General features: G+C 55.5%; 7 protein-coding genes. 3 read left to right on the forward strand and 4 right to left on the reverse strand.

Features of this window, described 5'->3' with window-relative positions; all coding sequences use genetic code 11:
- Positions 1 to 7 precede the first annotated feature (7 nt).
- Both ABIE48_RS29870 and uvrA read left to right on the forward strand, forming a co-directional pair.
- Entirely contained in the window at positions 8 to 1,798 is a 1,791-nt protein-coding gene (locus ABIE48_RS29870; RefSeq protein WP_192716082.1) for a hypothetical protein, read from the forward strand.
- Positions 1,799 to 2,085: 287 nt separating this feature from the next.
- Positions 2,086 to 4,629 carry an excinuclease ABC subunit UvrA gene (gene uvrA, locus ABIE48_RS29875; protein ID WP_192716083.1) on the forward strand — a complete coding sequence of 848 codons (2,544 nt, stop codon included), beginning with the start codon at positions 2,086 to 2,088 and terminating at the stop codon, positions 4,627 to 4,629.
- 115 nt (positions 4,630 to 4,744) lie between these two features.
- Here uvrA and ABIE48_RS29880 read toward each other — a convergent pair whose 3' ends face one another.
- Positions 4,745 to 7,129 (reverse strand): Ig-like domain-containing protein, encoded by a 2,385-nt coding sequence (locus ABIE48_RS29880; RefSeq protein ID WP_354520238.1) that lies wholly within the window; start codon positions 7,127 to 7,129, stop codon positions 4,745 to 4,747.
- Between the two features lie 251 nt (positions 7,130 to 7,380).
- Between ABIE48_RS29880 and ABIE48_RS29885 the strand changes: the two genes are divergently transcribed.
- Positions 7,381 to 8,436: a serine hydrolase domain-containing protein gene (locus ABIE48_RS29885; RefSeq protein ID WP_076173009.1), complete on the forward strand. Its 1,056-nt coding sequence runs from the start codon at positions 7,381 to 7,383 to the stop codon at positions 8,434 to 8,436.
- A 153-nt stretch (positions 8,437 to 8,589) separates the two neighbouring features.
- Here the strand turns inward: ABIE48_RS29885 and ABIE48_RS29890 are convergent, their stop codons facing one another.
- The 3 genes from ABIE48_RS29890 to ABIE48_RS29900 form a co-directional block, all read right to left on the reverse strand.
- The gene (locus ABIE48_RS29890; protein ID WP_145027147.1) at positions 8,590 to 9,315 is read right to left on the reverse strand and encodes a DsbA family oxidoreductase; all 726 of its coding nucleotides are present in this window, start codon (positions 9,313 to 9,315) and stop codon (positions 8,590 to 8,592) included.
- A gap of 198 nt (positions 9,316 to 9,513) precedes the next feature.
- Complete coding sequence (locus ABIE48_RS29895) at positions 9,514 to 10,923, reverse strand: MATE family efflux transporter (RefSeq protein WP_089549268.1); 1,410 nt, start codon at positions 10,921 to 10,923, stop codon at positions 9,514 to 9,516.
- 149 nt (positions 10,924 to 11,072) lie between these two features.
- A complete protein-coding gene (locus ABIE48_RS29900; protein WP_192716084.1) occupies positions 11,073 to 12,020 on the reverse strand; it encodes a helix-turn-helix transcriptional regulator in 948 nt (315 codons plus the stop codon).
- Between the last annotated feature and the right edge of the window lie 436 nt (positions 12,021 to 12,456).

Here is a 12,456-nt window from a genome sequence, read left to right on the forward strand (position 1 = left end):
TAAAGATATGACGATGAAAAACGCGCTAACCCTGCGTAATTTGTATATTTTGCTCTGCGCCGCAGTTTTGGTCCTGATCGGAGTCAAGGGTTATGACATGAACCGGAAAATCGATTGGGTCGCCACAGCGGGTCAGTACTACGTCCGGAAAGATCTGATCAATGCAGAGAAATGGTACCAAAAAGCGTCCGCAAACCGGTCCATACGCTACAAGGAAGATCTGATCGCCTCCCGGCTGAAAGAGCTTGAGCCGATCACCTCCATGAGGCAGTCGCTGTCCCGTTTGGATCAACGCGCGGAAACTGCTGCCAGAAACCGGGATTTTGACGGGCTTATGAATGTGTACGCCGACTTGGTTGCCGCCAAGAAGGAGTATATGGCTGCGAGCCAGCCGCTGGCCGCCTACTATCCGAAGATCTCCGCCATGTACGGCATTTCGGACGATCTGACCAAGGACTTCAAGCAGTTCCAATCCCTCTTTTACCAGCAGGCGAAGGATCAGTTGGCCCAGGGGGACGTTAACGACAACACCTTTAAATGGAATCTGCTGGACATTCCGGCGGAATTTTACGGCGGCGCGGAAGCCAAAAGCAAGCAGTTAAGCGGAAAATTTCAATCGTATGACGAGGCCCTGATGGCCCGCATGGCGGGTGCCGGGCAGTATCAGAACATGCTGGACTGGTCGCTGTCCATGATGACCGAATACAAGAGCCGCAGCTTTAAGGTGAATTGGGTAAAAGAAAAGGCCGACTCCCTCACCCGTACCCTTCTCACAAAGGACGTGCAGGGAGACCAGGCGGCAAACTTTGCCGCCCACGCCAAGATGTACACCGCCTACATGGCCGGCGCCGGCATGAAGCAGTCCGCTGTCCAGGATTACATAACCAGGCAAATCGGCACCTGGCTGAAGGGCGCAGACCGCAAAGTGAAGAACCATAAGTATGAAGAGGCGATCGCGATTTACCAGGCCTTATCCGGCTACGAGGATACGGAAGACAAGATCAAGGCGGCCCAGCTGGCTTGGACGGTTCACGATCCGGTCCGCCTACTGCAGAGCGCCGATCCCTCCCCCTCCTACGACTTCGTCAGCGGAGGAGCGGATCGCTTCGGCGGCAAAGCCTATGCCATCGGGGCGGACGGCAGCAACACCGTCTATTTCACCCGGATGAACAGCGATGAGACGGTGCAGGGTTACAGCAGCCATGATTTCCCGCAGGGAGCCGCCATCCGGAAAGTCTCCATCGAACCGTCGCTCAGCACGGGCAGCACGCCGGTCATTCTCGTCGAAGCGGACTTAACGACCCGGAAGGCGCTGTATGCCGCTTATGAAGTCCGGGAGAACGGCATGGTCCAGCTGTTCCAATTCAGCGCGGACGGCTATAGCGTTCAATCGGACAAGTCGCTCCTGGTGACGAATCCGGAGATTGGCGAAGGCAGCGTAACCGGTGGGATGGACGCTGCCGGAGGCACGCCACCGGAGGCGATATATGAGCGGCGCGGCGATGCCTATGAGTTTACGGGCTTCCAGCAGGACTTTACGGATATCGTAGCGACCGACCTGCCGTCGCATCCGGGAGAAAAGGTTCGCTTTACCATCTATATCGTCCAAGGCGGCCAGGGCGAGGCGCTCGCAGAAATGGAAGGGTCGTATATCAAACTGAGGGGCAATTTCCAATTCACCGAGGGCAGCGTGACCGTCATCGGAACCTATAACGAGTCCGAGGAGATGTACCCGGACGGCGATCAAACCGTCGAGCCTGTGAACGTACCGGTCGTAGACGTGGAACGGCTGGAGTAGATTCGGGAAGTTCGGCTGCTTCCAACTTCCAACAAGATATAGCCCTACAAGGTCTTGTCCGATGGAGACGATAACAGGCCAGAGACCATTTCAAAAAGAATATCGTGCATGAATCGTTCCTAGCATAGTTATTAGGATCGTTCGTGAACATTTAAAGGCTTCCGCTTCGGCGTGAGGCCTTTTTTACTATGCCATCTCTCCAATTACGTCATCTTTTGTCGTATATATGAATTATTCTAAAACCATCCAAGGTACCGTATCGCAAAATGAAAGAGAGGGATGGATTCGTGGATGAATATATTGAAATCGAAGGGGCCCGGGAGCATAATCTGAAGAATATTTCGCTTCGCATTCCCAAACGCAGGCTGGTCGTACTGACGGGCTTGTCCGGGTCGGGCAAATCGTCTCTCGCGATGGATACGCTGCAAAAGGAATGCCAACGGCAGTACATGGAGTCCATGGGGATGGTGACGGATTTCATCAGCAAACCGCGGGTGGATTCCATCCGCGGCCTGTCCCCTTCCATTAGCGTCAGCCAGCATGTGGCCAACAGGAACCCCCGGTCCACCGTCGGGACCGTTACGGAGATCTATACGTACCTGCGTGTGCTGTACGCCAAGCTTGGCGTGCGGGTATGTCCAGCTTGCGGTCAAAGCATTCCCCCCGTCTTCGAAGACAGTTCAGCGGTGTCCGAAGAAGTTCTTGAACCATCGGAAGATACGATTGAGGAGCCTAAGCATATGCCCTGCCCGCACTGCCATGCCTCGATCCCGAAGCTGACGATGGCCCACTTCTCCTTCAACAAGCCTGAAGGAGCCTGCGCGACCTGCACAGGAATCGGCATCGTGACCGACATTGCCGTGGACCGGCTTTTGCAGGAAGACCGCAGTATCTTGGAAGGAGGCGTAACGCTCTGGGACGGCTGGGTTCGCGAATACTATACGGACGTGCTGTTAGCGGCATCTAAACATTACGGTTTCCCGTACGAGCCGCACCTGCCCATCCGCGATTATGGCGCGATCGCACGCGACATGCTGCTCTACGGCGCAGCCAGTGAGCAGTTCCAGCGCCACTTCCCCGGCGTTAAGCCTCCCAAAACCGTGGGCAAGGGCAATTTTGAAGGCTTGATCACCCATTTGCTGCGCAAGTACAGGGAACATGACGGGGATCCGGAAGAATCGGGCTCAAAAAAATGGGACCCGTATTTTATGAACCAGTCCTGCCCCGATTGCCATGGATCGCGATTGGGGAGAGAGGGCCGGCTCGTTACCATTAGGGGTACGACTATCATCGAGGCGGCTTCTTACCCCCTTCTCCCGCTCTATGCCTGGCTCAAGCAGTTGAAACAGGAGCTGCCAGGCGAAAGCCTGGCCGTATGGGAGCCTATTTTCAACGGGTTGGCGGACCGTATCCAGCGGCTGATCGACGTCGGGCTCGAATATTTGTCGCTGGACCGGAAGGCGAGCACGTTGTCCGGCGGGGAAGCCCAGCGGCTCCGGCTCGCTTCGCTGCTCGGTTCGGGCCTCACCGGCGTACTGTACGTACTGGACGAGCCAACGGCCGGTCTCCATCCGCGGGATACCCACAAGCTGATCCGGGTGCTGAAGCGGCTCCGTGATTTGGGAAATACCGTGCTGGTCATCGAACATGATACCGAGGTGATGAAGGCCGCGGACCATTTGATCGAGATTGGCCCCGGATCCGGAAAAGAAGGCGGGACCGTCGTCGGCACCGGAACGCTCGAACAGTTGAAAGCAATCCCCGAATCCGCTACCGGACGTTATTTGCGGGAGGTGGACATCGCCGGCCCTCCGGTTACGCGGAGAGCGGGCAGCGGCAGCAAGCTTACGATCGAGCAGGCTTCCGCCCATAACCTGAAGCAGTTGACCGTCAGCTTTCCGCTCGGATGCCTGATTACAGTGACAGGGGTTTCAGGTTCGGGCAAATCCACCCTTCTGTTCGATATCCTCGAGCCTGCGGCAAAATCCCAACTTCGATTGTCCGGCAATATGCCAGGCCAATACGAACGCATCACCGGCCTGGAGCTTATCGACAAGGTCATCGCCGTCGACCAAGCCCCGGTCGGGAAAATATCGCGTTCCAATATCGCGACCTACACCGACCTGTTTACCCCGATCCGCAGCTTATTCGCAGAGCTGCCCGAAGCCCGGAAACAACGGTTGAGTCCCAAGCACTTCTCCTTTAACACACCGGGCGGCCGGTGCGAGAAATGCCGCGGCATGGGCACCCTGCAGCTGGATATGCACTTTCTGCCGGATGTGGAGGTGCGCTGCCCCGTTTGCCTGGGAAAACGGTTCAAAGAGAATGTGCTGGCCGTTCAGTACAAGGGCTTCAGCATTTCGGACATTCTGAACCTGACCGTCCTGGAGAATGCCGCCCTCTTTGAGGAGCCGGTAATAACCGACATGCTGAACCTGCTGGGTGAAGTGGGGCTCGGCTACCTGCAGCTGGGGCAGCCCACGACGACGCTGTCGGGCGGAGAAGCCCAGCGGATCAAGCTGGCGAAGGAGCTTGGCAAAAAAAGCAGAGGGCATACCTTGTACTTGCTGGATGAGCCCACGACCGGGCTTCATCCCAGTGATGTCCGGCATCTGTGCCGTCTGTTAAACCGGCTCGTGGACGCCGGCAACACGGTCATGGTGATCGAACACCATCTCGATCTGATCGCCGCGTCCGACTGGATCGCCGATTTTGGACCCGAAGGCGGGGATGCCGGAGGGCAGTTGGTCGCGCAGGGTACGCCGGAAGATGTGGCGGCCGTTCAGGCCTCATATACAGGCCGCTATCTGGCCGAGCATCTGTCACGCTGATCACGCTTCCCAATCGCCATTGCTCCCCCAGCTTGCGCAAGCAAAAAAGAATCACCCTCAGTCACATGGACTATGGGTGATTCTTCATATTCGGATCGCTTTGATCCGATTATTTCTATTGCACCGTCACGACCACCTTGGTCGATTTGCCGCCGAAGCTGACCGTGATCGTCGCTTTGCCTTTGCCGTTAGCCGTGATCTGGCCGTCCTTCACCGTGGCCGTCAAAATTTTGGAAGACTTCCAAAGGGCCGGCTTGGAGACATCCACATCGGTTCCGTCCATGTAGGTCGCCGTGGCCGCCAGCGTCAGCTTGTCGCCGACGTTCAGCGTCACGCTGACCTTGTCAGTCTGCAAATATTTCAACGTATCCACTTCGACCGGAATCCGAACCGTCTTGTTGGCATACTTGGCCGTCACGGTCGTTTTGCCGTAAGCAGCAGCGGTAATGACACCGTTGTTGACCGATGCCACTTTATAGTTTCCGGTTTTCCATTCCGCCTTGGACGTCACGTCCTTGGTGCTGCCGTCGCTGAACGTCACTTCCAGCTTGACGGTGGCCGTTTTATCCTTGGCTTTGCCTGCCGTCTTCAGCGATACTGCGGTCTCGCTCGCCTCAATGGCGGAGATGACGTCGACTTCCACCGGGATCGTTACTTTCTGTCCGCCGTACTCAGCGGTAATGTTGGCTTTCCCGCTCTTCAGACCGGATACCAGGCCATTATTGTCTACCCCAGCAACCGTGGAGCTGCTCGACTTCCAGGACGCTTCCTTGGTCACGTCCACCACCGTACCCGTCGCATCCTTCGCAGTCAAGGTCAGCTGCTTCTTGTCACCGGCGGACATGATCACGAGCGTATCCGACGCTTTCAGGTCGCTGACCAATCCGATTTCCACGGTCATCGTGTACGATTTGCCTTCGTACTTGGCCGTAATCGTCGCGGTGCCTGTCGCCACGCCGGTGATGAGCCCATTTTCATCGATGTCGGCAATATCCTTTTTGTTTGTGCTCCATTCCACCTTGTCCTTGGACGAGATCGTCTCGGCCGCCCGGTCCGCACCGTAATCCAGCACGATGCTCGCCTGGTAGGTAGCGTCCACCTTCAGGGACAGCTTCTTCACCGGCAGCGAGATGCTGAGCGGCATGTCGACCGCTACCGATGTCGTTACCGTCACTCCGCCGTAGGTGGCGCTGACTTTGGATTCCCCTTTTTTGAAAGCCGTCAAATTCCCGCCGCTGACAAAAACGACGTCCTCATTGCTGGATTTCCACACGGCTTTGCTCTGAACCTTCTCGGTTTCCCCATTCGCATAGGTAGCGATCAGGTCCAGCTGCTTCGTCTTCTCACCTGTCAGGCTCAGTGCAACCTTCTCGACCAGGTCGAGGTGGCGCGGCACGTCAACGTCGACATTAATGGCCACGCTCTTGTCCCCGTATTTGGCGGTAATGATTGCTGCACCCGGCGCGATGGCCGCGATAACGCCTTTGTTTACATAAGCGACCTTCTCGTCGCTGGAAGACCATACAGCATCTCCTGTAATGTCCACCGGATCCTTGTCCGGATACACCGCTTCAACCTTGATCGGCTGTGTGGTGGAGTCCCCTGCATGAAGGAAAATATCCTGCTTGTCCGCCTTCAGGCGGATCGTCTTATCGACATCGACCTGAATCGTTGCCGTTTTCGTTCCGTACTTCGCCGTAATCGTCGCGGTTCCCGGACCGTAAGGAGTAATCTGCCCCTTGATGACGTCCGCCACGCCTTCGTTGCTCGACGTCCATTCAGCGTCTGCCGCAACGTTATCCTTGGTCGTGCCGTCCGGATAGGTCGCTTTCAGCGTCACTTGCACCGGCGTCTTCTCGCTCAGCAGCATGGACACCTGCGCAGGGTCCGCATCGAGCCGCTTCACCACTTCTACGCTCACCGGAATCGTTACGGTCTGCTTGCCGTACACCGCCGTCAGCGTAGCCGTACCCGGACCCACCGGCGTCACCGTTCCGTTCACGACCGTCGCCACGCTGGCGTTATCCGTCGACCAGTCCGCTTTGCCGGAAACTTCTTCTGTATTGTTGTCTGTATAGGTTGCGGTCAGCTTGATCTGGGGCTTGTCCCCCAGCTTCAAATCCAGGCTCTGCACATCTTTCGTAAGCGCCTTGACCTTCTTCGTCACGGTCACCGACACCGATTCGGATACGTCCCCGAATACGGCTGTTACCGTTGTCGTACCTTCGCTCTTCGCGGTTACGGTACCGTTATATATGGTGGCAACTACGTTGTTCGAGCTGCTCCAGCTCGCCTTTACCGTCAAATCTGCCGTTGAATTATCCGAATATACACCCGTCGCGGTTACTTTCGCCGTATCGCCGATTTCAAGGGTAAGCTCATTTTTGGACAAAACCAGCTTGGTCAAATCCGCCGTGGCGGCCCAGGTCGTTCCGGCATAGGCCATGCACAGCACCATAACCAGGGACATGACCAGTACCCTTTTTAATCTGATTCGCAATGTAAATTCCCTCCAATTCCCTTATTTTGAGTAGAAACAAAAAAAGACCCTACCTCCCATATCGGTCAGTCCAGCCAAAAATGTTAGTTTTTTGGAGATTTTCTGCATTTTTTCGATAAAAACCGCCGTTTGATTCTGAATTTTGCGCGTCACGCACGCTAAAAAGGGGTAATCCTCTAATTGGTAAACCTTCTAGCGAAACCTGTACAGGGGTCATGGCGTCTAATTAAGATAGGAGGTGCCATAAGCGCATGATCATTCCTGACCATGAAATCATTGAAGAGGCCAACTACCTGGTGCAGGAGCATTACGGGGAAAGAAACCCGCTGAGCGTCACCATCGGCATTCTGGAGAACGGGGACCATTTTTACACCGGCTGGGGACAACCTCCGGGCTTCGATTACGCATCAGCCATCTATGAAATCGCATCCGTAACGAAAGTTTTTACGACCTCACTTCTGTGTATCCTGCAGCGTCAGGGCAAACTGCAGCTCAAGGATACCGTAGGCCAATACATACCTGAAATCGCCTCTAACGCCAAAGTCGGCGCCATCACGCTGGAACAGCTCGCCACGCATACCTCCGGACTCCCACGGCTGCCGGCCGGTCTCAAGCAGACCGTGACCGACAAACTGAACCCGTACCAAAACTATACCGAGCAGCATCTGCTGCAGGACCTGCTGAAAACCAGACCTTCGTCGAGCGGAAGCTTCGAGTATTCCAATTTGGGCGTAGGCCTGCTTGGGCTTATCTTGAGCCGCTGCACCGGCCGGAGTCTGGAACAGCTTATGCGGGAAGAGATCTGCGGTCCGTTATTTATGGAGGACACGCTATTTGAACTGAACGATGAGCAGCAGTCCCGTCTCCTCCCGGTGTATACGGCCAACGGCAAGCCGGTTCCCCATTGGGATCTGGGCGTTCTCGCCGGCGCGGGAGGCTTGCGTTCCACGGCGCATGATCTGCTCCAATTTGCAAAAGCGAACGTCGGCATGGGCTCGGCCCCGATCACGGCCGCGCTTCGCGACGGGCAGAAGCCCCGCCACCGCGTACGCCGCGGCGAGGACGTCAGCCTCGGATGGATGGTCAAAACCGGCATTTACCACGACCGGATTCACTGGCATAACGGCGGTACGTACGGCTCAAGCAGCTTCCTGGGCTTTCACATGGAAAAAAACACGGCGGTCGTCGTGCTGTCCAACAACGGCAGCTTTGCGATGAAAATGCTGTCCATGATGAGGCCGCAGAAACGGCATGTGGACGAGATCGGCTTCCAGCTGTTCAAGCAGCTGACCAAAACGGTCTATTAACCGGTCTAACCGCATCCTCATGTAAAAAATCCTTAATAAAATATACAGCCAAAAAGGCTGCCTCCCGGATTGCTCGCAAGCCCGGTTGTAGGCAGCCTTTCTTCTGCTAACAGCCTTTATTCAATTTCAGGCGACTTGCGGCAAACGCAGTGTTTACGCCTTTTTATCCGTCGGCACCTGGCAGGAGCCGTCCGTGCAGGAGAGGTCATCTCCGTCAGCACTGTTTCCCAGCAGCGTCAGCGGATGCTCCTCTTTCCAGATATTGTCCAGCGCTTCGGCAAACACCTGTGTCGGCTGGGCACCGGAAATGCCATATTTCTGGTTGATGACGAAGAACGGCACGCCGTTGATGCCGAGCCGTCCCGCATCCCCCTCGTCCTTGCGGACATCGTTCGTGTAAGCATCGCTCTCCAGCATGGAGGCTGCCGCAGAGGCGTCCAGCCCGATTTCGCCGGCCAAGCGCGCCAATACCGCACGGTCCCCCAAATGTTCCGAATCGGTGAAGTACGCCTTGAACAGCCGTTCCGTCATCTCATACTTCTTGCCGAACTCCCCGGCCCACTGCGTCAGACGATGCGCGTCAAACGTATTGGTCGGGACCAGCGTATCGAAATTGTACGTGAGCCCTACCGTCTTGGCCTGCTCGGTCATATTGTCGTTGGCCGCCTTGGCTTGCTCCCAGCTCATGCCGTACTTGGAGGCCAGGATGCTGTGAATGTCCTTGTCGTTGTCTTTCGGTGCGCCCGGGTCCAGCTCGAAACTTCGGAACACAACCTCGACGTCATCCTTGTGCGCGAACGGCTCGAGGGCAGCCTCAAAACGGCGCTTGCCGATATAGCAGAACGGACAGGCAAAGTCCGACCATACTTCGATTTTCATATGCAAACCTCTCCTTTTCGGGTGATGTTCTTTGATTGGTAAACTGATACTTTTTCCATCACAGTAAGAGTCAAAAGAAAAGCAGTCACTCGGATAAACCAGCTGTAACTGCATCAGGTACATTATATCGCGATTATCGGGAGCGCGCAACCTGCCTGCGCCGATCTCCCGTTATATCCAGCTTCCTTAACCCCCCGGTTAACCGGTCGTCGGCACTGTTGCCGGCACGGCCTCCGGTCCGTCCTGCGGTTCGATCAGCGCATGCTTCTCCCACGCCCGGCTCCGCCAGCGGAAATACATGATGACGGCACGGGCCCATTCGTCCGCGGCAATGGCAAGCCACACGCCGGCAAGGCCCATGTGGAGCTTGAATATGAGGAAGTATCCCAGCGGCAGAGACATGCATACCATAGACAACAGTCCCATGTAGACCGGGAACTTGGCGTCCCCCGAAGCGCGCAGCGAGTTGATGATGACGATGTTGACGGTGCGGCCGGTCTCCAGCACGATACTGAGCAGAATGACCTGCGCCCCCATTTTGATAATGAGTGCATCGTCCGTAAACAAGCCCATCAGCGGAACGCGGAACAGGATAATGATCAAGTCGATGACGATCGTGGCGGCAAGCGCCCACTTCACGCTCTGGAACACCCGGGTGTAGGCGTCCTGGTTGCGTCTTTCACCGACGTAATGGCCGACCATAATGGCCGTGCCCATGCCGATCGCCATGCTGAACAAATAGATGTACATCGAGATGTTCACGGCATACTGCCGGGTGGCCATCGCTTCTGCCCCAAGGTAGGTGACGTACAGCGTGAAGGTCAGCTGGCACATTTGGTATACGATGCTTTCCAGAGCCGACGGAATGCCGACATTCAAAATTTTAAGCACAAATTTCTTCGACAGACGGATGTAATAACGCCATTCCACGTGCACTTCCATGACCCGGTACAGCAGCCAGAAGAAGATCAGCAGGCAGACCAGGCGGCTGAATACCGTCGAGATCGCCGCCCCCTGTACGCCCAGCGCCGGAAGGCCGAAATGCCCGAAGATCAGCGCGTAGTTCCCTGCCACGTGAATGATGTTCATCAGAAGCGACACGACCATCGTTTCTTTGGTGAACCCGTGGGTTCGAATCGTTGCGGCAAGGGCGTTAATGAGCGCCTGCAGGAAAATGCCGCCTCCGACGATCTGGATGTAGGACTGGGCATACCCGTAAATTTCCCCGGTGACGTTAAGCAGGCGCAGCATCATTCCGCCGAAGGCGAGAAAAATAACGCTTAGGAGCACCCCTACGGCCAGGTTCAGCGTGATTGCATTTCCGGTCACCTGCGCCGCGTCGCTAAGCTTCTTGGAGCCCAGGTACTGGGCCACCACGATCGCCGCCCCGCTGCCGATCACCTCCAGCACGAGGATGGCGATGGAAATAATTTGGTTGGCGGCGCCGACGCCGGAGACGGCATTGTCGGAAACCGAACTGAGCATCAATGTATCGACACTGCCCATCAGCATGAACAGGAACAATTCGAGAAATATAGGCCAGGTGAGGCGGACAAGACTGAGCCGTTTTTCTGACCGTGCAGAAGGCTCTTGAACAGTTGCGGTCATGAGTCAGAATTCACCTTTCTTTCAAACGTATTCTTTGAAACAAAGGTATGTTAGCACAGTTTTCATGAAAATACATGACATTTAACAGAAAAATACTGAAAATTTAATATTCTTTTTTTGGTAAGCCCTTACTTCCCTAAAAATGACCATTATTCGTACCGGGACAGCAGCTCAGCGAGTTTTTCGCGGATCAGACCGACCAGTGCCTGAGGCTCTTTCACAGTCGCATTCGTTCCCAAGCCGATAAAAAATTGGGCGTAAAACGAAAGGTCATGCTCCGGAATCATCCCGTCCACCCAGCCGGTCCCATCCTCGCGGATATGCAGCTTGGACTCCAGCCATAATTCTCCCTCGCACCGTTCCACGCCTTCCGGGGTCAGCTCCACATAGCAGCGAAGCTCCGCCGAGTCCTCCCCGTGAAATGACTTCCGATTCCCAAGATGCACATGGCTGAGATCGGCCGCTTCAAGGCCGGTTGTATCCTCGGCGGCATCCGTAATCCGGTCGCAGCGGAACAGGCGGAAGTCCTTCCGCTGGAAGCAGTACGCCGGGCAGTACCACAGTCCCTGGCTGGCATAGATGCCGATCGGCTGGATCTGCCGAATCGAGCTGCTGCCGCGGGATTCGTAAACGATCCGCAGCACCTTCTGGTTCACGGCCCCGTCCAGCAGTACGGACAAATGGGGCGCACCCGCCCGCCGGGACGGGGTAATAAAGTCGACCCGGTTCTTCATCCGGTCGATCCGGTCGCGCACATCCCCGGGCATGTAGTGGTAGAATTTCTGGAGCGCGGACGAGCTCTCCGTCTCAAACGGGATATGGACATAATGCCGGAGACCGTGCACGGCGAAAAAAATCGCCACCGCCTCTTCCTCCGTAAAGGCAATCGGGGGCAGGATCCGTTCCTTCAGTACCTGGTAGCCGCCATGCGGCCCCACTTCCGAATATAAAGGGACGCCGAGCTCGCTCAGTTCCTGCAGGTCCCTTAGGATCGTCCGGGTGGACACCCCGAATTCGTCGGCCAGCTCCTTGACTTTGAAGCGGCGCATCCGGTTAATCGTCATCATCAGGTCGAGCAGTCTTTTGGATTTGGACATGTCGGCACTCCCGTTACTGGATTTGGCGGTATACACCATCGAAAACAAATATGGTCGGTGACAAACCTTGTCATTATTATAAACGAACTATAGGAATCGGCCCAAAACATCGGCACAGCCCTGATTCCTCGCAGCCCGCCCGGATCATGGAAAGGCTGCCCATTTTTCTGTTATATTAGTGTTATATTTCATAACATCTCACTGTGCAACATCGGAGGACAGTGGTATTAGGCAGCTAATAAAGTGAAAAATGTCTTTTTTTAATCGGAAAGTCACGTCGCTAACCGGCATAAACCCGATTTTCCGCTTGAAATCATGAAGATTCCCTTTCCGAATGTAACCTTTTATAACAGGTAACGCTTACAAGTCTGAAATTTAGTATTGATTATTTGCAGACCATCCACTATGATAATGGCAAAAGGCAGGAGATAAAAGT

This window comes from Paenibacillus sp. OAE614, from assembly GCF_040546645.1.
GTDB lineage: Bacteria > Bacillota > Bacilli > Paenibacillales > Paenibacillaceae > Paenibacillus_AQ > Paenibacillus_AQ favisporus.